Consider the following 21794-nt stretch of genomic DNA (forward strand, 5'->3'; position numbering starts at 1 on the left):
TGTCTCAGGACGCCACGTCCATCGCCGTCATGCCGGCCTTGCCCGGGTCGCCTCCAGCACGCGAGCTGAACAAGGTCCGGCCTCCGACGGAGATTTCGATATCAACCCGGTATCGATCCAGAGCGGCCTGATCGATCTCCACCCCTAGGCCCGGCGCCTCGGGCGCCGTGATCTCGCCATTGCCGTCGCGTTCGATGTGGTTGGCTGTCAGCTCCACCGCGAGCGGTTGCAGCGCCACCGGAAATTCGCAAAGCGTCGCCTCCGCCACGCCGGCGTAGGGCTGAAGCGAGGCGCTCAGCGCGAGGTTCGAGGTGAAGGTGTGGTTCACATAGGTGACGCCCTTGGCTCGCGCATGGTCGGCCACCCGCTTGGCCGGGCCGATGCCACCGATGCGCCCGCAATCGATCTGCACGTAGCCGATGCCACCGAAATCGATGAGATTGCGGGCCATGTGGAAATTGTGGGCGCCTTCGCCGCCGGCCATCTTCACCGTGCTGCGCGCGGCGAGCGCGGCATATTCGCTATAGGCGCTGGCAGCGAACGGCTCCTCCAGCCAGGTGGCGCGCGCCGCCTCGAGGGCCGGAAGGCGCTCCGACGCGCGCTCGACGTCCTCGCCGAAGATCTGGCCGACATCGACGAGGAGGATTCCATCCGCGCCCAGCCCCTCGCGGGCGGCGACGAGATGGTCGACATCGACATTGAGCGCGCCACGCCCGATCGGGCCCCAGCCGAACTTCACCGCACGAAAGCCGTCCGCGCGCGAGCGCCGGCCGCGTTCCAGCGTCTCCTGCGGCGTGTCGCCGAAGAGTTGCGAGGCGTAAGGCGTCTTGCGGCAGGAACGGTCATAGCCGAGCAGCTTCCAGACCGGTTCGCCGCGCGCCTTGCCGAGCAGATCCCAAAGCGCCATCTCGATGCCCGACCAGGTATGCGTGGCCTGCAGCAGGTCCATGCTGTCATATTCGATCTGTGCCGCGATGCGGATGATGTCCTGCTGGCCATCGAGACGCTGGCCGAGCACGGAATTGCGGACCGGCTGGCACGCCCCATGCGACATCGGGCAGACGAATGCGGCGATGGAGGGCAGCGGCGCCGCCTCGCACTCACCCCAGCCGACATGTCCGCCGGCCGCCACGCGCACGACCAGCGCATCCTGGCTGCCATCGGCGGCCGTGGTGATCTCGGGCATGGCGAGATAGAAAAAATCGACGGTTTCGATCTTCATGGGACGCGTCTTTTCTCGAAAAGCGGGATGGTGTAGCAGGCACGGCGGTGCGGCGTGTCAGCCGCGTTCGCCGGCGCGTTGCATCAGTCCGATGGCAAAGGTAATGGCGGCGGTGAACAGAAGGATCAGCGTCGCCAGAGCGTTGATTTCCGGTACGAAACCGACCCGCATCATCGCCCACAGGCGGATCGGCAGCGTCGTCTCCGAGCCGGCGACGAAGAGAGTGATCAGCGTCTCGTCGAAGGAGATGGCGAAGGCGAGAAGCACGCCGGAGATCAGCGCCGGCCGCATCTGAGGCAGGATCACGTAGGCCAGCGTCTGTACGCGCGAGGCGCCGAGATCGAGCGAAGCCTCGGTGAAGCTGCTGCCCAGCAATTGCAGGCGCACCAGCACCGTGCGGTACACCACCGGCACGATGAAGACGATGTGCGCGATGATGATGGTGACCAGCCCGCGCCCGAGGTCGATCTCGCGGAAGGCGATCAGCAGTGACAGGCCGGTGATGATCGGTGGCAGCAGGAACGGCAGGAACACCATGATCTGCATGGCCATGCCGAGGCTGCGCCGCGCCGAGACGAAGTAGAAGGCGAACATCAGCGCCAGCACCAGCGACAACAGGCTCGCCAGCGTCGCCACGACGAGGGACGTGAACAGTGCGGATAGGATCTCCGCATTGCCGAGCAGCGCGACATAGGGCTCGAGCGAGAAGGAGGCGAAGCTCAGCTTGCCGCGCACCCGCACCACCTGGAAGAACGAGATAGCGGCGGTCGCCAACAGCGGCGCATAGAGCGCGATAAGGCCGACGGCGGCGATAAAACCGAGCACCGCGTCGATGAAGGGCGCCTTCTGCTTCATCGCACATGCTCCCGCCGGATGCTGAGGCCGGCCAGCGCGACCGCAAGCAGCGTGGTGACCAGAAGAATGACGGCAAGAGCGGAGCCGAGCGGCCAGTTGAGAGCGAGGCCGAACTGGCTGAACACGATGCGCCCGAAGGTGAATCCCTGCGTGCCGCCGACCATTTGCGGAGTGACAAAATCGCCGAAGGTGAGAATGAAGGTGAATACCGCGCCCGCCGCGATGCCCGGCCGCCCGAGGGGCAGGACGACGTCGCGCAGCGTCTGCAGCGGCGTGGCGCCGAGGTCGGCGCAGGCGGCAAGGTAGTTCGCCGGAATGCGATCCAATGCCAGATAGATCGGCAGGATCGCATAGGGCAGATACAGCACCGCGAGCGCGATGAAGATGGCGGTCCGCGAGAACAACAGCGCCTCGATCGGCTGATCGATCAGCCCGAGCCCCAGCATGGCTTCGTTCAGCAACCCGCGTTGCCCCAAAATGGAGCGAATCGAATAGACTTTGATGATGTAGCTCATGAACAGCGGCAGCATGAAGCTCATCAGAATCAGGAAGCGCATGCGCGGGGGACGCCGGAATATGAACAGCGCGATGGCGGTGGAGAGCGCCACATTCACCAGCGTGACCTGCAGCGACAGCCCGACCGTCTGCAGATAGACAGGCAGATAGCTGCCCTCGGTGAAGAAGGCGCGGTAGTTCGCGAGCGTCGGGATGAGAAGGATCTGCCCGTCCCGGAGTGTCCAGAAGCTCACCATCACGAAGGAGAGTATCGGCATCACCACGAAGAGCAGCGGCAGGCCGAGATTCAACGCATGGGAGAGCCCGGCGCGCAGCAGATCCTGTCGTGAACCGGACCGGGAGGTGTTCATCGCGCCCTCCCTCACCCGGCCGCCGGCAGCAGCGTGGCGTCGGAAGGGTCCCAGCTCAGCTGGACCCGCGAGCCGGTGCGGAGCCCGGCGGCGGAGCCGTCGGCCAGGCGCCGCACCTTGATCAAGACATCCGGGAGCGCGGCATTCACCGCTTCGATGATCACATTGGCCCCGAGGAAGCGGATATCGGTCACTTCCGCTGCCAGCCCCTGCGCCCCGGCATGCTCGACGTCGAGGCGGATATGCTCGGGCCGCACCGCGAGCAGAACCGCGCTGCTTTTCTCCAGCGCCGGCCCGTCCACCGTCGCGGCGAGGCGGCCGGCGGCGGTGTCGATCGCGCAGAGGTGTCCGTCGACGGTCGCGAGCGTACCGGCGATCAGGTTGTTGTCGCCGAGGAACGAAGCGATGAACGCCGTGCGGGGCCGGCGATACAGCTCTTCCGGCGCCCCCTCCTGCTCGATGCGGCCGCGATTGACCACGATGATGCGGTCCGACAGCGCGATCGCCTCCTCCTGGTCGTGGGTGATGAAGACGAAGGCGATGCCAAGCCGGCGCTGCAACGACTTGAGGAAGCGCTGCATCTGCGCGCGCAATTCGACATCGAGTGCCGACAGGGGTTCGTCGAGAAGGATGAGCCGCGGCTCGCAGATGATGGCGCGGGCCAGCGCCACGCGCTGGCGCTGGCCGCCGGACATCTGCGCGGGATAGCGCCCTCCGAGGGAGCCCAGCCCGACCGTATCCAGCACCTCGGCGACACGTTGGGCGATCTCCGCCTTCGGGCGCCCGCGCACCTTCAGGCCGTAGCCGACATTCTCGGCGACCGTCATGTGGTGGAACAGCGCGTAGTCCTGGAAGACCGTATTGAAGGGGCGCCGGTTGATCGGCACGGCGGAGAGGTCGCGCCCCTCGAACATCAGGCTTCCGCCGTCGATCCCCTCGAAGCCGCCGATGAGGCGCAGGATGGTAGTCTTGCCAGAGCCGGAAGGCCCGAGAATGGTGAGGAATTCGTTGTCGGCCACGGTGAGGTCGATGCCGTCGAGCACACGCACCGCGCCATAGCGTTTCGAGACGTTGTTGAGATGGAGGAGAGGCTGCACGCTTGTGGTTCCGTCATCCTGTCGAGGAAGGCGGCATCAAGATGCCGCCCGAGGTCGTGGCCGTCCCGTCGGGCCGGCTCTGTCGAAGGCAACGACTATTCGGCCGCTTTGACTTCGTTCCAGACCGCCTGACGGCGGGTATAGTCCTCGGGATTGTCCGCCCAGATCAGACGGCTCGCATAGTCCATGCCTTCGGGCGCATCGGTGGTCGAGCCGTAGCCGAACTTCTTGGCCATGTTTGCGCCGATTTTCTTCTGGAGCACGAAGTTCATCCACGCATAGGCGGCGTCAGGATTGGGCGTGCCGGCGCTGACCGAGAGATTGTCGAGCCAGCCGACCGCGCCCTCCTTCGGGATGGTATAGCCGACGTCGAAGCCCTTCTTCTGCAGGTTCACGGCGGCAAGTTCGCCCATGGAGAACATCAGCACCACATCGTTCTCGCTCCAGATGGTGGTGCCCTCGTCGAAGCCGGCGAAATAGGTCAGCAGGTTGCGCTTCAGCGCGATCAGCTTGTCCTTCACCTGCGCGAACTGAGCGTCGTCGAGGTGGAACGGATCCTTGATACCGAGCACAATGGCGCCGAAATTCACGGCGTTGTTCGCGTCGTCGAGCGAAATGACCTTGCCCTTGTACTGCGGGTCCCACAGCACTTCCCAGCTCTCCGGTGCGGTCGGGAAGGTCTTCTTGTCATAAACCATGCCGAGCGAACCCCAGGCCCACGGCACACCATAGGTGGCGCCGTCGAAGGTCGCATTCGCCATCGACTTGAATTCCGGGAGAAGGTTGGCGGCGCTGGTGAGCTTGGCTTTGTCGATCGGCGAAATCAGCTTCTGGTCGGCATAGGCCTTCAGGCTGGCGGTATCGATGGTGACGACATCATAGTCCTTGCCGTTCGACGCCTTCATCTTGGCGATCTGCTCGTCGACGCCGCCGACATAGGTCACCTTGACGGCAATGCCGGTCTCCTTCTCGAACTCCTCGACCCAGGCCGGATCGGCATAGCCTTCATAGGCAAGCAGGCGCACTTCGCCCTTCGACTGCGCGACTGCCGCCGCCGAGGTGAGAAGGGTGAGCGTGGTGAGCGACGCGGCCGCCGCCCTCGACATCCAATTCATCGTCCGTCCTCCATCTGGTGCCGTTTGGCTGATGTAAAAAAATCATATTTATTATCCTCGGTCAATTCACTTTGCCCCCAACAAGGCTGGAAATACCTTCTCACATATGCCATCCCTTCACCCAGAGAGCCGGAACCAGCTGGCGCTGAAGATAAATATCATATTTTATTCGGCAGTTATCTGCCGCGCGAGCGATCCGGAGCCCCCATGACGACCGAGACCTCCCCTGGCATCTCCGCCGCGCGCCGCCTCGACGGGCGGGTCGCCGTCGTCACGGGAGCCGCGCGCGGGATCGGCCGCGCCATCGCCGAGCGCTTCGCCGCTGAGGGCGCGCAGGTGGTGGTGTTGGACATTGCGGAAGCCGAAGCCCGGGAAGTTGCCGCCGGCCTAGGGCCGAACGCGTTGGCGTTGCGCGGCGACATTGCCGATCCCGCTTCCGTGACTGCCTGCGCCCGGGCCATCGAGGCCCGGTATGGACGTTGCGACATCCTCGTCAACAACGCTGCCATTCTCGATTCCGCCGGGATCGACACCATGAGCTTCGAGCACTACCGCCGAGTGCTCGACATCAACCAGGACGGCGCGGTCCGGGTCACGCTCGCCCTGCTGCCGCTTATGCGGTGCGCGCAGCACAACCGAAAGATTCTCAACATCGTCTCGATACAGGGCGTACGCGGCACCCACGATTCGCTGGCCTACGCCACTGCCAAAGGCGCACTGGTCAATTTCACCCGCGCCCTCGCCTGTGATCTGGGCGCGGAGAACATCACGGTCAACGCCCTTGCGCCGGGCTTCATCGACACGCAGATGGCACAGCTGCCGGACGGGAGCGGCCACGAGCACGAGACCGACTGGTTCCGCGACATCTACATCAAATATGGCCGCATCCCGCTGCAACGCCCCGGCACGCCCGCCGACATTGCCGGCCCGGCTTTCTTCCTGTGCTCGGACGATGCGCGGTACGTCACCGGTCAGATCCTGCTGGTCGACGGTGGCGTCTCGTCAACCTTCTAGCGACCTGCGACCGGGCGCGCCGCGAGGCTGTAGCGGACGATCAGCGGCCTTTCCGGTATGGCGCAGAGACCGGTCGGCGTGCCGGCAGCGGCGATCGGGTTATCGTCCAGCGAGACCGCTTCGGCGAAGTCGAAACAGGAGGCGATCGGCTCGATGCCGAGCCCCCTATAGCGCCCGCCCCAGGGTACATCCGCCAGCACTCGGTCGCTGATCCAGAGCTGGCACGAGGGCAGCTTTTCGCGATCCCAGTCGATCGTGAGCGCCGCTCCCCGCTCAGCGAACACCACCTCGACCGGCGACTCGACCCCGCAAAGCTGGAGCACATCCTCCATCGGCTCCGCCTTGGGCAGGCAGCCCAGATCGACGAATCCGCCGGACCGTGCCGGCACGCGCTCCAGACCCCCGAACACGCAGCCAACGGCGGCGCGCATCGCCGCGCCGGGAACGCAGGCCGGATAGGTCAACCCACGTCGGAAGCGGGCCTTGAGATGCAAGCTTCCCGGCGCAACATCCAGCGACAGGATCGGGTGCAGACCAAGAGAGAATCGGGCCCTGCGCCGGGCCTCGATCATGAGTTCAAGGTCAAGCGCCGGCTCATCCGGCCTCACCGTCAGCGTCCGGGTCAGCCGCCGGACCGCATGTTCGGGCGGATAGTCCAGCGTCAGGCGAAGTTGGTCGCCGCCCCGATCCACCACGGTCCACACCTCATTGGCGGCAAGACCGTGTGCGGGATCGTTGAACCGCTCAAGCCCGATCCCTCTCCACGACGGCGCGATCTCCTCCAGCGGCCCGCCGCCCCCGAAGGGCAGACACACGAACTCCGCGCCGAGATAGCGCAGATGCGCCGGCAGACCGTACAGCGAGGGATCGTCGGGCGACCAATGCGGGCGGGCAAAAGGCGCGAACGGGCCATCCGGCAGCCGGAACACCAGTTCAGCCAGCATGGCGCCCTCCGGAAATACGCGCAACGAGCCGTGCGCCCAGTCGAGCGCAAGCGGCGCCTCGCTCACTTCAGTGCCGCGAGCAGCGAATCCTTGCCGTCGAGGATCACGTCACGCATGGCCCTCGCCGCCGCCTCGCCCTCGCCGCCGGTTATCGCCTCAAACACTGCCCGGTGCTGACCGATATCATCCTCGACGCTCTTGTCGGCCTTCAGCGCCTGCTGCTGGATCGAAAAGCTCAGATGCAGGAAGTCGGCGACGAGATGGGCGAAGGTGCCGAGCAGCGTATTATGGCTGGCTGCGAACACGGCCATGTGGAAGGCCACGTCCGCATGGGCGTAGCTGACCAGATCGCCGCTGGATGCCTCCATGGCATGGAGCGCCGCGCGGATCCGGCGCAGATCCTCGATGGTCGCCCGGCCGGTGGCGAGCTGGGCGGCAGCCGGCTCGATCATCAGTCGCAGCTCGATCAAATCGCGCATCATGGTGTCACGCAGCTCGGCCGATCCGCGCCCGTCGCCGAAATGCCAGGCGAGCACATCGCTGTCGAACGTGTTCCACAGGTCCCGCGGACGCACCCGCGTGCCGACCTTCTGGCGCATCTCGATCAGCCCCTTGGCAGCCAGCACCTTGAGCGCCTCACGAAGCGACGGACGGCTCGCCGCGAATTCCGCCATGAGATCCGGCTCGCGCGGCAGTAATTCGCCGGGCGCAAAGCGGCCGGAGACGATGGCGCGGCCGAGCTCTGTGATGACATGGCCCTGCACCCCGCTGATGCGATAGCCCGACGGGCGCACGGGACGCGCCGGCCGCTCATCGCCGGCCTCAGCTGTCTCAGGGCGCTTGCGCGGCGTCGATGGGCGCTCCGTCACGGCGCTCTCCGTCTTGCGTCTTGACTGAAACTGCGGCGCGGGCCGGCGCGAAACCGGCGGCCGCATCGCTCCTGCGCTAAGCGATATCCCGCACCCGCACAAGAGTTGATGGCCCGTCGGCGCAGGAGGCTGGCCATAAAATGAATTTAAATCATATTTTAAAGCCGAACAAGGGCGGCTAATGTAAAAGCATCTGGACATTCTGCGCTCATTAAATAATATTTTTATGTCGGCATCGGCCGGCCTATCCAGATCAGGAGAACGGCATGCTCAAGACCATGTTGGCGGCCCTGCTCGCGGCCGTCGTCAGCGTTAGCGCGAGCGCACAGGAGTTCCAGTTCGAGGCCCCGCCGCTGTTCGACAATTGCGGCGATGCGTCCCTGGCCCGCGCCAAGGCCGAAGGCGTCACCCTCGGCTTCTCGCCTTCTCCGCCTTATTCCTCGCTCGACCCCGCCACCAAGAAGGCCGGCGGGCTCGACGTCGAACTGGTGGAAGCGGCGCTCAAATGGGCTGGCGTCACCGACTTTAAATATGAGGTCATGCCGTTCGGCCAGCTCATCCCGGCACTGCTGGCGAAGCGCATCGACATCGTGACCGCCAACATCCACGTCACGCCGGACCGCCTCAAGGCAGTCTCCTTCTCCGGCCCGGCCTGGTGGTATGGCCCGGCGATCGTGGTCGCGAAGGGCAATCCAGCGGGCATCACCTCTTTCGGCAGCCTCAAGGGCAAGAAGGTGGGCGCCATCGCCGGCTCGGCGGCGGACGAGTATCTGCGCAAGATCGGCGTCGCGGTGACCGCGTTCCAGACCGACGCCGAGGAGTTCGCCGCCATCTCAACCGGCCGCGTCGACGCCATCCTCGACGATGACGTGAAGATCATCGAGTTCATGAAGGCCAATGGATCGGCCCCGATCGAGATCGTCGCCAACGTCACGATCCCGGACGAGCTGATCTTCAAATATGGCTACGGCTATGCCCGCTACGCGCTGCGCAAGGAAGACTGCTCGCTGCGCGCCGCCTTCACCCAGGGCCTCGCCGAAGTGCGCGGCAATGGTCAGGCCTCCGCGATTCTCAAGAGCTACGGACTGACCAACCGCAACCTGTTCTTCTTCCCGCTTTGACGGCCCTCCTCCACCGTCGGCCCGGCGCGCGGGGCCCTGGCCCCGCCTGCCCTCTCCCGCTTGAGCAGCGGATCGCTTCATGAACCTTCTCGATTTCTCCGTCGTCGATGAATATGGCTCCGTCTTCCTGCAGGGCCTTGCCATAACGACCTTTCTCACCGTCGTCGTGATCCTACTGGCCGGAGTGCTCGCCATCCCGCTGGCGCTCGCCCGGATGTCGCCCGCTCGATGGATCCGTTGGCCGGCGGACTTCTATGTCGAGTTCATCCGCGCCACGCCGCTGATCCTGCAGCTCATCTACATCTATTATGTGCTACCCAGCGCCGGCATCCGGCTGGAGCCGGTCACGGCGGCGATTATCGGCCTGACCGTGAACTATTCCGCATTCATGAGCGAGGTCTACCGCTCCGGTATTCAGGCGGTGCCGAAGAGCCAGTATGAGGCCGCTCAGAGCCTCGGTATCGGCCGGACGGTCACCTTCATCAAGATCATCTTCCCGCAGGCATTCCGCACGGTTCTGCCCGCCCTCGGCAACTATCTCATCGCCCTGTTCAAGGATACGGCCCTCGCCTCCGTGGTCACGGTGCAAGAGCTGATGTTCTCCGGGCAGATCATCGCCGCGCGCAACTACCAGTATTTCACCGTCTACACTGTCACCGCCCTTCTCTATTTCTCGGTCGGCTTTCCCGCCGCCCTTCTCGTACGCCGGCTGGAGCGCTGGTCGCAGCGCGGCTGGTCTGCGCCAGACCGAAAGTCCTGAGTTCGCATCATGCCCGACATCGCCTTGCCGAAAGTCACCATCCGCTCCATCGTGGTCGCGCCCCTGCTGGGCGAAAGTCCGAAAGGGGGATGGTCGGCCGAGATCAAGCCCGAGGATTCGGTGCATGCGCTCATTGCTGTGCACACCGAGGAGGGCCTCACAGGCCATGGCAGCGTGTTCACCGACGGGCGGCTGGCACAGGCTGCCGTCGATGTGCTGGAGCCACTCTGGCGCGGCGAGAACGCTCTCGAACCCGAGCGCGTCAGCGAGAAGCTAAATCAGAACAGCTTCTGGATGGGGCGCGGTGGCAGCCTCACCCATGCCATCAGCGGCATCGATATCGCGCTGTGGGACATTCTCGGCAAGGCGCTCGGCCAGCCGGTCGGGCGGCTGCTCGGCGGCACCTATCGCGACCGCGTGACGCCCTATTGCTCACTGCTTATGGACGAGCCCGAGCGCATGGGCGACCTCATCGGCCCGCACCGCGCGCGCGGCTTCAAGGCGTTCAAGATCGGCTGGGGGCCGTTCGGCCGTCGCGACAGCGCGAAACTGGATGAGGCGATCGTGCGTGCTGCGCGCGAGGCAGCCGGCCCCGATGCAAAGCTCTTCGTCGACGCGGGGGCCTCCGACGCCTATTGGCCACAGGGGCTGAAATGGGCACTCAACACTGCGCAGATGCTGCGCGACTATGAGGTCGGCTGGTTCGAGGAGCCGCTGCGCCCGGACGCGCTGGAGGATTTCCGCACGCTGCGGCAGGCGAGCCCGGTGCCGATCGCCGGGGGCGAGGTGCTCACACGCCGGCAGAGCTTCCTGCCCTGGCTGTCCGTCGCCGCCTTCGACATCGTGCAGCCGGACGTCACCAAGGTCGGCGGCCTCAGCGAGCAGCGGCGCATCGCCTGGCTCGCCGACGATTTCGGCCTGCGCTATGTCGGCCACGGCTGGAACACCGCGCTGGGGTTGGCCGCGGACCTCCAGCTCGCCTCCGCCCTGCCCCATTGCGATCTCGTCGAGTTCATCGGCGGCAGCGCCTATATCGATGGCATCGTCGCCGATCCTTTCGTGCTGGACGACGAGGGCCGGCTGCGCATTCCCGCCCGCCCGGGTCTGGGTGTCGCCCTCGATCCCGAGCCGCTCGCGCGCTTCACCCCCGCCCCCGCCTCGCTCTTCGCATCGGTCTGACCGCTGCCGCCATAAAGCCGGAGCGCGCCCGCGCGCCCTCCGGGACACAATCAGAAGGAGAAACGTCAATGAAACTCGTTCGTTACGGCGCCATCGGGCAGGAGCGCCCCGGCATTGTGGACGCCAGCGGTACGCTGCGCGACCTGTCCGCCCATGTGTCCGACATCGCCGGAGAGGCGCTGCTGCCGGAGAGCCTCGCGCACCTTCGCGCCATCGATCCGGCCTCGCTTCCGGCGGTCGAGGGCAATCCCCGCATCGGCGCCTGCGTGGGGAAGGTCGGCAAGTTCGTCTGCGTCGGGCTGAACTACACCGACCACGCGGAAGAGGCCGGCATGCCGATCCCCGACGAGCCGGTGCTGTTCATGAAGCCCACCAGCTGCATCGTCGGTCCCTATGACAATGTCGAGATCCCCCGCACGTCGGTGAAGACCGATTGGGAGGTCGAGCTCGGCATCGTCATCGGCAAGACCGCCAAATACGTCTCGGTCGAAGACGCTTATGATCACGTGGCCGGCTATTGCGTCATCAACGACGTGTCCGAGCGCGCCTTCCAGATCGAGCGCGGCGGCCAGTGGGACAAGGGCAAGGGCTGCGACACCTTCGGGCCGATGGGGCCCTGGCTGGTGACCACCGACGAGATCACCGATCCGCACGTGCTGGACATGTGGCTGGAGGTCGACGGCAAGCGCTACCAGACCGGCTCGACCCGCACGATGATCTTCAACGTGCCGACCATCGTCAGCTACATCAGCCAGTTCATGAGCCTGCAGCCGGGCGACGTCATCTCCACCGGCACGCCTCCGGGCGTCGGGCTGGGGCAGAAGCCGCCGGTCTATCTCAAGGCCGGCCAGACCATGCGCCTGGCCATTTCCGGCCTTGGCGAACAGCGGCAGACCACCGTCCCGGCGGCGTGAGAACGAGCGAGCAGCCTTCATGAACACCATCGACCTCAAGGGCCGCGTCGCCATCATCACCGGCGGCGCGCGCGGCATCGGCTACGCCACGGCCGAGCGCATGCTCAAATCGGGCGCCGCAGTCGCGCTGTGGGACATCGATGCCGCCCGGCTCGATGAGGCGAAGGCCGCGCTCTCCCCGCTCGGCACGGTGTCGACCCATGTCGTCGAGCTGACCGACGAGGCCTCCGTCACGGCAGCCACCGAGGCGGTTGCCGGCACGCATGGCAAGATCGACATCCTGGTCAACAATGCCGGCATCACCGGCGGCAATGCCAGGCTGTGGGAGCTGGACACCGACACCTGGCGCCGGGTGGTCGACGTCAACCTCGTCGGCCCGTTCCTCACCTGCAAGGCGGTGGTTCCCGCCATGCTGAAGAACGGCTGGGGGCGCATCGTCAACGTCGCCTCGATCGCCGGCAAGGAAGGCAACCCGACCGCCTCGCACTACTCGGCCTCCAAAGCCGGGCTGATAGGCCTCACCAAGTCGCTGGGCAAGGAACTGGCGACCTCCAACATCCTCGTCAACGCCATCACCCCGGCGGCGGCGAAGACCGAGATCTTCGACCAGATGAAGCAGGAGCATATCGACTACATGCTCTCGAAGATCCCGATGAACCGCTTTCTCGCCGTCGACGAGGCCGCCGGCCTCATCGCCTGGCTCTCCTCCGAGGACTGCGCCTTCTCAACCGGCGCCGTCTTCGACATCTCCGGCGGCCGAGCCGTCTACTAAAGGCGCCGCCGGGCGACCGGCGGCATCCACTCCAGCCGAAGTCAAAGCGGGACGCAATTGGCGGTCACTTCGTGATATGTCGTAGCTTTGGCGCGCCCATGGGGAATCGAACCCCGGTTTTCGCCGTTGGAGGGCGATACCTGACACTAAGTGACTTGCGCTGATATCGCACGAAACTCCTTGCTAATGCTAGATTTCACTAAGGCTCGTCTCATCGCGTCTGAGCCGTTTCCATGCCACTATTAGCAGCGAATTTGGCAATGAAAATGCACCATGGCTCGACGTCGTAGCACGCTCTCAAGTCGCACTAGCCGGTCGGAGTTGCCATGGTCAGATGCTCCGGAATGGGAGCTGATCGGGCCTGGCATCCGCCTAGGCTATCGCCGCGGCCGCGGGACCAACGACCGCAGCAGAACATGGCTTGATCGCGCGTGGCGTCGCGCTGCCAGTCGTCGCGCTGGCGGCGGACCTCGCTGATCTCCGCGCCGCCATGGCGCTCAACGAGCGAGCGGAAGGCGGCGCCCGCCTCGATCGATTGCAGCTGCTGCGGATCGCCGACCAGCACGACTTTCGCGCCGGCCTCCGCGGCGTGGGAGAGCACGCGTTCCAGCTGGCGCGTGCCGACCATGCCGCTCTCGTCGATCACCAGCACATCGCGTGAGGTGAGCAGATCCCGGCCCTGGTTCCAGCCATGTTCGAGGCTGGCGATGGTGCGGGACGCAATGCCCGATCCGCTCTCCAGGTTCTCCGCCGCGATGCCGGAGAGCGCGACGCCACGAACTTCCAGGCCGGCCGCTTCCCAGGCCTCGCGCGCGACACCCAGCATGGCGCTCTTCCCCGTTCCGGCATAACCGACGACGATGCCGAGATCGCCGCTGCCGGTGATGTGCGACAGCGCGTCGGACTGCTCAACGGAGAGAACAAGGCCGCGCTGCTCGGCACGCGCCAGAGCGGCATTCTTGTCAGCATCCCTCACCGCATGGCGCTCATGTTCCGCCATGAGCTCGGCAGCTTTGTGCAGGCGCTGCTCGGCCTCGATCATCTGCCGGGTGGTGAAGCGATCCTCGCCCCGTCCATCCTCGCCGAGCTCGACGAGATCAGGCGCACGGCCCATCGCGCCCATCACCTCATTGAACTGCTCGATGCCGTCGCTGTGCCGATGCGCGAACCGCTCCATGTCTTGCCGGGTGAAGGTCGACTGCTGTTGCGTGATGGCATCAAGTGCCATCGACGGATCGGCGAGGATGCGCGCGCCATTGCCGCGCGCGATCTCACGATGAACCTCCGCCCGATCGGCGGCCTCGATCCCCTCCGCCTCAATGCGCTGGGCTGGCGCACCGATCTGGCCCTGCGGCTCCAGCGCGATGCCCTGCGCTTCAAGGCTGCGATGATCGATGCGCGCGTCAATGTCGAGTTCGGCCAGCCGCTCATTGGCGAGTTCGGCCCAGCGTTCGCGCCAGCGCTCCACCATCTGGGTCGCATTCCACTCGCGCACCTTCGGGCCGAAGCCGTCCTCGTCGACCGACCGCATTGTGAGCATGACATGGGCATGGGGTTTGGCCATGCCGTCCTCGCCGACATCCCAATGCACATTGAGATCGGCGACCATCCCCTGATCGACGAACTCCGCCTGGACGAAGTCACGGGCGAGCGCGATCCCCTGCGCCTGGCTCATCTCGCGCGGCAGGGCGAACTCGACCTCACGGGCGAGCTGCGCGTCCTTCCTGACCTCGAAGGCTTCGACATCATTCCAGAGCCGCTCGCGGTCGCCCCACGCCTCGGGCGCCCCGCCCGGCAGCAGTACTTCGGAATGCACTACACCGCGCTTGGCCGAGAAGTCCTGGACGCGATCGATCCGCACATCGCGCAGCCCTGAGGCCGAACGGTAGGCAGCGGATGCCACCGCACTGGAGCCGGCCTTGCGGCCAATAACCTTGACGTGAAGATGATATATTACCATCGCGATCCGAACATCAGCACGGCGAAGCGCACGTCGGAACGACGTATAAGCGCGCCCTCCCTCGAAAAAATCTCGGGAGCGACGAGCCCATCCCAGTCTGTCCCGGCAACATTACAACCTTCCGCAACCCGCTCAACTATCATCCTTCCATCGATTGCTGATGGAGAGGAACATGCGCAAGCTACGGGACTTCGACGCGGAGCTGAAGGCACTCGAAGACAAGGCCCGAGAGCTCAAGACCCGCAAGGTGTAGCAACTCGGCGATCTGGTGATCGCCACCGGCGCCGACGAGCTCTCTGCCGAAGAATTGGCGGGCGCCCTGCTCGTGCTCGCCGAGACCAAGGACCCTGGACGGAGGGAGGCGTGGGGGCGGCGTTTTTTCAAGGAAGGACACGCCGATCTGCACCGGCAACTAAACGCGACGCGGTCAGCGCTCCGGCGCAACCGGGTGGCATGCAACCGTCATCAGGCGGCACGGGCGCGGCATGACATGCGGGATTGGCAGGTCGAGCGCCGCAGGCGCACGCGGCATCTGATCGAGCTCGGCGGCCTCGCGGTCAAATCGGGCGTCGTCGAGCTGACCGGCGAGATCGCGCCGTCATCTATGACGCCCTACCCTGGGTGGCCGCCAAGCTCAGGAGCAAGGAGACCGAACGGGCATGCAACCTGTGGAACGTGAAAGGGCGAACTGCGTTCGAAGAAGACCGCCACGAGCGGAAATGAACCATCACGTCACATCAGCGTTTCAATTGGCCTTGAACCATACAAGTTACTCGGGGGTAAACGGCTCATAACCCGAAACGCGCCCAGATGGTCGCTTTTCGATGACTGCAACCAAGAATCTTCCTTCGTGGGGATTGCGGCAGTCCTGACCCCATTGTCGAACTCTGCAATGTCCGGTCACGGGAGGCGGCTTCTTCCAACGTCCGGATCGGGCAGACCGTCAAACGTTCGAATCGTGGCGCGAGATTTGGAAGCGTCGCGCGGCCGGCAGGGGGTGCCGGCGCTCAGAGCAAGGCGGTGATGATAAAAGCGAGGCCCGCGAGGACGGCGCCGACCAGCGGCACCACATCGATGCCGAGCCCCTCGATGAGCAGGCCAGACAGCAAGGCCGCGCTGCCGATCCCGACATTGAAGGCGGCGGTGTTCAGGCTCGATGCCGCCGCCGCCAACCCGCTCGCGCGCGCGGCCATCACCGCCTCGGTCTGCAGCAGCGCCGGCAGGCTGAAGGCGAACAGCCCCCAGAGGAACAATGTCACGGCCAGCAGGGCGGGAAGTTCGATGACCTGTGTGAGGGAAAGCAGGCAGCCCGCCACGCCGGCGAGCGCGGCAAGCGTCGGGATGGCGAAACCCAGCCGGTCGCTCAGCCGGCCGGCGATGAGGTTGCCGGCCACCGTGCCGAGCCCGAACACCGTCATGAAGAAGCCGGTGCCGAGCCCATCCTGACGCAGCAGCGCGGGAAAATAGGTGAAGGCCATCGACGAGCCGCCGAAGCCGAGAATAGTCACCGCATAGACCGCGAGCAGGCGTCGGTTGCCGAGCAGCGCGACGAGGTGCCGGGCCGGGGCGACCTTGAGGCCGCCGGCATCCGGCATGATCCGGTGCAGCACGAGGAAGGCGAGCACCGCCACGCCGCCGATGGCGGCGAAGACGAGGCGCCAGTTCTCGCCGTCGCCGACCAGTGCCGCGAGCGGCACGCCCAGCACCATCGCCGCTGTCGGGCCGATGAACACGATCGACACCGCCTGCGTGGCCCGGGCGCGTTCCACCATGATCGCCGCCGCCGCTGTGCCGAGGCCATAGACCGCGCCCTGCGCGAGGCCGGAGAACACCCGTCCGGCGATCAGCAGCGGATAGGTCGGGGCGAGCGCCGACAGCAGATTGGCCGCCGCGAAGAGCAGGATGCCATAGACCAGGATGGCCCGAACCCGCAGGCGCTGGCCGATCAGGTTTATGCCGACCGCGCCGGCGACCATGGCCAGCGCATAGACGCTGACCACCCGCCCGGCTTCCGACAGCGACAGCGCGAACTCGAGCGCGATGCGCGGGATGATGCCGACGATGCCGAACTCCGTCGTCGCCATGGCGAAGGTGGTGACAGCGAGAACATAGACGCAAGGGTGCACGGCTCGCTCCGGGGCGGCGACAAGGTCGGATATCGGGAACAGGCAGGAGACAGGTTCAGCAGTGCGGCGCGTGCCGCTCAACGAGCGGCCCAGCGCAGCCCGCGCGCCAGCATGGCGCTCATTTGCGGGCAATCGAACTCGTCCGGCACATGGCCCAGCGCGCTGACGAAGACGCGGCCGGCGCCGAACGGCTTCTTCCAGACCACCGGCATCGCCACGCCGTCGAGCCAGGGATAGGGCGTCGCGGTGAAACGGGTGACGGCCAGCACCTCGATGGCCGGGTCTACATGCAGGTAATACTGCTCGGAACGGTAGTCGAAATCCGGGATGTCGCGGGTGATCGGATCCTCGCGGTCGAGGACCTCGACGCGGTAGTCGCGCACGCCGCCGGGCTCGGCCGCGTAAGCGCCGCCGGCCATGAAGCGGAAGCGCTCATTGCCGCGGAAGCCGTCGAGCATGCCGCCATGGAAACCGCCCAGGCCGACGCCGGAGGCGATGGCGGCCCAGAGCCGCTTGCTCACCTCGACGCTCATCTCGCCAAGCGTCCAGTTCGGGACGATCAGGTCATAGGCATGAAGATCTTCTTCCGCGTAGCTTTCAAGGCGCGAAGAATGCGTGACCTCGAACTCGTCCGCCAGCAGATCGGCGACGCGGCGGGCGGCCTCGTGCGGCCGGTGGGGCTCGTAACCGCCGGAAATGATCAAGCAACGTTTCATGAAAGCTCTCCGCCGGTCGCTCATTTCGGCAGGAGGCACCGCCTCGTTCCAAAAGTTGCGATAAAAACAACATTTATTGTTTTATGTGCCATTGACGCGCGCTGTCAAGAACGGACCGGCAGCCGTCGGCGCCTCAACCGGCGAAGTCGCGGGAGATTTCGCCGGCAATGAGTTCCAGCGCGGAGGTGATGCGGCGGAAATGGTCGGAATCCGAGCCGACCAGGGCGGTGACGGTGGAAATGCCGAGCGAGGCGACCGGCTCGCCCTGCCCGTCGAAGATGGGCCGGGCCACGCAGTGCAGGCCACCATAGGATTCGCCGGCATCGACCGCATAGCCGCGCTCGCGGCACATCTCGAAGTCCATCAGCAGCTCCGCCCTGGTGGTGATGGTGCGGTCGGTGAACTTGGTGAACTCGATGGCCTCGACCATACGGTCGCGCTTGTCCCTGGGAAGGAAGGCGACGATCGCCTTCGCTGCCGCCGAGGCATGAACGGGCTCGACGCCGCCGATCGAGTGCTGGATCGACACGATCGAATTGGAATGGGCGAAATCGGCCAGCAGAACCCGGTCGTTCACCAAGAGGCCAAGATGGGCGGTCTGCTGCGTCAGGTTCGCCAACCGCTCGAGCTGGCCGTGATAGGCGTCGATGATGCGCGTCTTCTGCCGCAGCTGCGAGGCCCAGTAATAGAGCCGGCCGCCGACCTCATACTCCTTGGTCTCCGCGTTCTTGCGAAGAAAGCCGCGATATTCAAGGGTTTGCAGGAAGCGGAAGGCGGACGCCTTGTCCATGTCGAACCGCTTGATGATCTCGGCGAGCTTCACCGGCGCGGGAGCGGAAACGATCTCATCGAGGATCCTCAGCCCTTTTTCCAGGCTCTGGATATGCCCGGACGGAGCTTCTCCCGTTTCGCTCGGATTGGCCGACGCCTTGGCCGATTTGGGCATTCACCGCTCCCTCTTCGTTGACCTATGATCAACATATCCATGCGCCCCCTCGATAGCCGGGGCGACCTTGCTGTGTCAAACTGACCCGAAAGGCACCCTCGCAAAGGAACCTCGCCAATTTCATGTTGTAGACTTGACAGTTCGTTCCAGCCCTCCGTAGGTTCAAAACAACAAAAGTTCCACATAACTCAAATCATGAACCTCCAGAGCAACAAGGGGACCGCAATGCGCATATGGGTGAAGCCTCTCCTCGCCGCCGGACTTTGCGCGCTCGCGCTGAACACGCCTGCCTTCGCCGACGGCGCCGTTACGGTGCTCACGCCCGGTGGCTCGGTGCGGGACGGCGGCCGCGCCGCTCTCTGGGGACCCGCGTCGCAGAAGCTCGGCATCACGGTGAACGAGGAGACCACGGATGAAGGCCTGCCCGCGGTGCGGCTGCAAGCCGGCGCGGGCAAGGTGACCTCCGACATCGTCTTCCTCTCGGCCTATGAGGCCGAGCTCGGCGGGCGCGAGGGCATTCTTGAGCCGATCGACTACTCTGTCGTCGACAAGTCGAAATTCATGCCCGGCACCACCTCGCCCTATTGCGTCGGCATCTATGGCTACGCGACGGTCCTCGCCTGGAACACCAAGACCTATCCGAGCAAGGCGCCGGCGAACTGGAAGGACTTCTTCGACACCAAGGCCTTCCCCGGCAAGCGCGCCATGCGCGGCAACGCCGAGACCCAGATCGAGGTCGCGCTGCTCGGCGACGGCGTGGCGCCGGACGACCTCTACAAGGTCATGTCGACCGCCGAGGGCACCAAGCGCGCGCTCGACAAGATCCGCACGCTGAAGCCGAGCATTGCGGTGTGGTGGTCGTCCGGCGCCCAGCACGCCCAGCTCATGCAGGACGGCGAGGTCGACATGTCGACCGGCTGGAACGGCCGGTTCCAGAGCGCCAAGAAGGCTGGCGGCAAGACCGACTACACCTTCAACGAGGGCGTTCTCGCCACTGACTGCTTCGCCGTGCCGAAAGGCGCGCCGAACAAAGAACTGGCGATGAAGATGATCGGCGCCATGTCGAACGCCAAGTCGCAGGCCGAGCTCACCAAGTACATCACCTACGGCCCGGTGATCCCGGAGGCCTTCGAGCTCGGCATCATTCCCCCGGAGACCGCCAGGCTGCTGCCGACCCATCCGGACTATCGCAGCAAGCTGATCGTCCAGGACATCGGCTGGTGGGCGGACAACAATGATCGCATCAAGGCCCTGTACGAAGACATGATGACGGAATGAGCCGGGGCGAACGAGGCGGGCGATGGGCATGGGGCAGGCGATAAGCGAGACGACGTCATGGCGCTGACATCGACAGGTGAAGCCGTCCGCGCATCCGCGCAGGCGATCGAGATCCGCAACGTCACCAAGCGTTACGGCGAGCAGGTCGCGCTGCGGCGAGTCAGCCTGAATGTCGAACCCGGCGAGTTCATCGCCATTCTGGGTTCGTCCGGCTCCGGCAAGAGCACGCTGCTGATGGCTCTTGCCGGCTTCGTGCAGATCAACGAAGGCGCCATCATCCTCGAGGGACGGGACATCGCGCCCGTCCCCGCCAATGCGCGCGGCTTCGGCGTCGTGTTCCAGAACTACGCGCTGTTTCCCCATATGAGCGTGATCGAGAACGTCATGTATCCGCTCAACCTGCGCGGCGTGCCGCGCAGGGTCGCGCGCCTGCGTGCCGCCGATGCGCTCGCCACGGTAAAGCTGGCCGGTTTCGAGGACCGGCGGATCGACGCGCTCTCCGGCGGCCAGCGCCAGCGCGTAGCGCTGGCGCGGGCGATCGTCTACGAGCCGGCCATCCTGCTGATGGACGAGCCGCTCTCCGCGCTCGACAAGTCGCTGCGCGAGGAGATGCAGATCGAGATTCGCGAACTGCACGACAAGCTGAACATCACCACCCTCTACGTCACCCACGACCAGCGCGAAGCCCTGACTATGGCGGACCGCATCGCCGTCATGAGCCATGGCGAGATCGTGCAGGTCGACACGCCCGAGCGCATCTATCGCGAGCCCTCCAGCGAATTCGTCGCCCGCTTCCTCGGCGAGGCGGTGCTGTTCAGCCCGGCCACCGCCGCGCGGCTGCTGACCGGGGCACGGCCCGCCAGCGCCCGCGCCAGCGACCTCATCATGCTGCGCAGCGAGGATCTGCGGCTGGAACCGGCGCCCGGCGAAGCGTGCGTGTCGCTGCGCGCGCGCGTCCACGCCATCGTCTTCCAGGGCGACAGCTGGCTGCTTCAGCTCGACACCGCCGAGGGCGAACGCTTCGCGGCGCGGGCCCAGCGCATGGCGGCGGCGCGGGTGGCGGCGCTGGCGCCCGGCGACGACATCGAGCTCCACGTGCGCACGGCCGACATCCATTGTGTCCGGGCGGACGCCTGATGGCGCAGGAATCCTACATGACCGGCGCGATGACGACAGCCTGCGCTCCCTCGACCACGCTGGCGCGCTCCGCCCGCCGGTGGCTCGGCACCGCGTTGCCGCTGGCGCCGGGGCTGGCGATCGTCTTCGGCTTCGTGCTGCTGCCCTGCCTGTGGCTCGTCTGGCTTTCCGTGCTCAACGACGCCGGCCAGTTCGGCACCGAGAACTACCAGCGCATCGTCGAGCAGGTGAGCTACCGGCGCATCTTCCTCACCACCTTTTCGGTCAGCCTCCAGACCGTCGCGTGCTGCCTCGTGCTGGGCGTACCGCTCGCGACCTTCATCACTTCCCTGCCCGACCGCACCCGGGCGCTGTTCATCGCCTGCATCCTGTTCCCGCTGTGGACCTCGCTGCTGGTGCGCGCCTACGCCTGGCTGGTGATCCTCCAGCGCAACGGGCTGGTGAACAGCTGGCTCCTGCAGGCCGGCCTCATCGACGAGCCGCTGCCGCTCGCCTTCAACACCTTCGCCACCGTGCTGGGCATGACGCACATCATGCTGCCGGTGTTCCTGCTGCCCGTGATCGGCGCCATGCGCGGCATCGACCGCGGCCTGATGCGGGCGGCCGCCAGCATGGGCGCCTCGCGGGGGCATGCCTACCGCACGGTGTTCCTGCCGCTGGCGCTGCCCGGCATTCTCGCCGGCGCCTCGCTGACCTTCGTCATGAGCCTCGGCTTCTACGTGACACCGGCGATCCTGGGCGGCGGCAATGTGCAGGTCATCTCGATGCGCATCGCGCGCAGCCTGTCGACCTATTCCAACTTCGGTGCTGCCGCCGCGATCGGCGTGGTGCTGCTGCTCACCACCTTTGCGATGCTCGGGGTAAGCCTGCTGCTGCGCAAATTGCTGCTGCGACGCTGAGGAG

General features: G+C 65.6%; 19 protein-coding genes and 3 pseudogenes. 11 read left to right on the top strand and 11 right to left on the bottom strand.

Annotated features, from left to right (window positions below; translation table 11 throughout):
• Nucleotides 1-4: 4 nt before the first annotated feature.
• The 5 genes from G3A50_RS04685 to G3A50_RS04705 all read right to left on the bottom strand — a co-directional run bounded on the left by G3A50_RS04685 (nt 5) and on the right by G3A50_RS04705 (nt 5155).
• Nucleotides 5-1222, bottom strand: a complete 1218-nt coding sequence (locus G3A50_RS04685; protein WP_163074179.1) for a mandelate racemase/muconate lactonizing enzyme family protein — start codon at nt 1220-1222, stop codon at nt 5-7.
• Between the two features lie 57 nt (nt 1223-1279).
• A complete protein-coding gene (locus G3A50_RS04690) occupies nt 1280-2077 on the bottom strand; it encodes an ABC transporter permease (RefSeq protein ID WP_163074180.1) in 798 nt (265 codons plus the stop codon).
• Nucleotides 2074-2943, bottom strand: a complete 870-nt coding sequence (locus G3A50_RS04695; protein ID WP_163074181.1) for an ABC transporter permease — start codon at nt 2941-2943, stop codon at nt 2074-2076. The genes G3A50_RS04690 and G3A50_RS04695 overlap by 4 nt, the downstream gene beginning before the upstream one ends.
• Before the next feature lie 11 nt (nt 2944-2954).
• Nucleotides 2955-4040 carry an ABC transporter ATP-binding protein gene (locus G3A50_RS04700; protein WP_163074182.1) on the bottom strand — a complete coding sequence of 362 codons (1086 nt, stop codon included), beginning with the start codon at nt 4038-4040 and terminating at the stop codon, nt 2955-2957.
• 95 nt (nt 4041-4135) lie between these two features.
• Entirely contained in the window at nt 4136-5155 is a 1020-nt protein-coding gene (locus G3A50_RS04705; protein WP_163074183.1) for an extracellular solute-binding protein, read from the bottom strand.
• Between the two features lie 207 nt (nt 5156-5362).
• Here G3A50_RS04705 and G3A50_RS04710 point away from each other — a divergent pair, with 207 nt between their 5' ends.
• Nucleotides 5363-6169 carry an SDR family NAD(P)-dependent oxidoreductase gene (locus G3A50_RS04710; protein WP_163074184.1) on the top strand — a complete coding sequence of 269 codons (807 nt, stop codon included), beginning with the start codon at nt 5363-5365 and terminating at the stop codon, nt 6167-6169.
• Here the strand turns inward: G3A50_RS04710 and G3A50_RS04715 are convergent.
• Both G3A50_RS04715 and G3A50_RS04720 read right to left on the bottom strand, forming a co-directional pair.
• The gene (locus tag G3A50_RS04715) at nt 6166-7113 is read right to left on the bottom strand and encodes an aldose epimerase family protein (RefSeq protein WP_246252130.1); all 948 of its coding nucleotides are present in this window, start codon (nt 7111-7113) and stop codon (nt 6166-6168) included. The genes G3A50_RS04710 and G3A50_RS04715 overlap by 4 nt on opposite strands.
• A gap of 62 nt (nt 7114-7175) precedes the next feature.
• On the bottom strand, nt 7176-7982 hold the full coding sequence (locus tag G3A50_RS04720) for a FadR/GntR family transcriptional regulator (RefSeq protein ID WP_163074186.1): 807 nt from the start codon (nt 7980-7982) through the stop codon (nt 7176-7178).
• A gap of 266 nt (nt 7983-8248) precedes the next feature.
• Here G3A50_RS04720 and G3A50_RS04725 point away from each other — a divergent pair, with 266 nt between their 5' ends.
• The 5 genes from G3A50_RS04725 to G3A50_RS04745 all read left to right on the top strand — a co-directional run bounded on the left by G3A50_RS04725 (nt 8249) and on the right by G3A50_RS04745 (nt 12728).
• Nucleotides 8249-9103, top strand: a complete 855-nt coding sequence (locus G3A50_RS04725; protein WP_163074187.1) for a transporter substrate-binding domain-containing protein — start codon at nt 8249-8251, stop codon at nt 9101-9103.
• A gap of 79 nt (nt 9104-9182) precedes the next feature.
• A complete protein-coding gene (locus G3A50_RS04730; RefSeq protein ID WP_163074188.1) occupies nt 9183-9863 on the top strand; it encodes an amino acid ABC transporter permease in 681 nt (226 codons plus the stop codon).
• 9 nt (nt 9864-9872) lie between these two features.
• On the top strand, nt 9873-11042 hold the full coding sequence (locus G3A50_RS04735; RefSeq protein ID WP_163074189.1) for a mandelate racemase/muconate lactonizing enzyme family protein: 1170 nt from the start codon (nt 9873-9875) through the stop codon (nt 11040-11042).
• 68 nt (nt 11043-11110) lie between these two features.
• Nucleotides 11111-11956 (top strand): fumarylacetoacetate hydrolase family protein, encoded by an 846-nt coding sequence (locus G3A50_RS04740; RefSeq protein ID WP_163074190.1) that lies wholly within the window; start codon nt 11111-11113, stop codon nt 11954-11956.
• A gap of 19 nt (nt 11957-11975) precedes the next feature.
• Complete coding sequence (locus G3A50_RS04745) at nt 11976-12728, top strand: SDR family NAD(P)-dependent oxidoreductase (protein WP_163074191.1); 753 nt, start codon at nt 11976-11978, stop codon at nt 12726-12728.
• A 418-nt stretch (nt 12729-13146) separates the two neighbouring features.
• On the opposite strand, the pseudogene traA reads toward G3A50_RS04745, so the two are convergent.
• Nucleotides 13147-14688, bottom strand: a pseudogene (gene traA, locus G3A50_RS04750) (Ti-type conjugative transfer relaxase TraA); the annotation flags it as partial.
• A gap of 172 nt (nt 14689-14860) precedes the next feature.
• Here traA and G3A50_RS04755 point away from each other — a divergent pair.
• Nucleotides 14861-15177: pseudogene (locus tag G3A50_RS04755) on the top strand (conjugal transfer protein TraD).
• Between the two features lies 1 nt (nt 15178).
• Nucleotides 15179-15411: pseudogene (locus G3A50_RS04760) on the top strand (conjugal transfer protein TraD).
• Nucleotides 15412-15695: 284 nt separating this feature from the next.
• On the opposite strand, the gene G3A50_RS04765 reads toward G3A50_RS04760, so the two are convergent.
• The 3 genes from G3A50_RS04765 to G3A50_RS04775 form a co-directional block, all read right to left on the bottom strand.
• Nucleotides 15696-16814 carry an MFS transporter gene (locus G3A50_RS04765; protein WP_163074192.1) on the bottom strand — a complete coding sequence of 373 codons (1119 nt, stop codon included), beginning with the start codon at nt 16812-16814 and terminating at the stop codon, nt 15696-15698.
• A gap of 77 nt (nt 16815-16891) precedes the next feature.
• Nucleotides 16892-17530, bottom strand: coding sequence for a ThuA domain-containing protein (locus G3A50_RS04770; protein WP_163074193.1), 639 nt, complete (start codon nt 17528-17530; stop codon nt 16892-16894).
• Nucleotides 17531-17663: 133 nt separating this feature from the next.
• Complete coding sequence (locus G3A50_RS04775; RefSeq protein WP_163074194.1) at nt 17664-18476, bottom strand: IclR family transcriptional regulator; 813 nt, start codon at nt 18474-18476, stop codon at nt 17664-17666.
• A 195-nt stretch (nt 18477-18671) separates the two neighbouring features.
• Between G3A50_RS04775 and G3A50_RS04780 the strand changes: the two genes are divergently transcribed.
• The 3 genes from G3A50_RS04780 to G3A50_RS04790 are packed head-to-tail and all read left to right on the top strand — an operon-like array spanning nt 18672 to nt 21790.
• Nucleotides 18672-19754 carry an ABC transporter substrate-binding protein gene (locus G3A50_RS04780; RefSeq protein ID WP_210255224.1) on the top strand — a complete coding sequence of 361 codons (1083 nt, stop codon included), beginning with the start codon at nt 18672-18674 and terminating at the stop codon, nt 19752-19754.
• Between the two features lie 57 nt (nt 19755-19811).
• Nucleotides 19812-20891 (top strand): ABC transporter ATP-binding protein, encoded by a 1080-nt coding sequence (locus tag G3A50_RS04785; protein ID WP_163074195.1) that lies wholly within the window; start codon nt 19812-19814, stop codon nt 20889-20891.
• The gene (locus G3A50_RS04790) at nt 20891-21790 is read left to right on the top strand and encodes an ABC transporter permease (protein WP_163074196.1); all 900 of its coding nucleotides are present in this window, start codon (nt 20891-20893) and stop codon (nt 21788-21790) included. Before G3A50_RS04785 ends, G3A50_RS04790 begins: the two co-directional genes overlap by 1 nt.
• Nucleotides 21791-21794: the final 4 nt, after the last annotated feature.

This window comes from Ancylobacter pratisalsi (assembly GCF_010669125.1).
GTDB lineage: Bacteria > Pseudomonadota > Alphaproteobacteria > Rhizobiales > Xanthobacteraceae > Ancylobacter > Ancylobacter pratisalsi.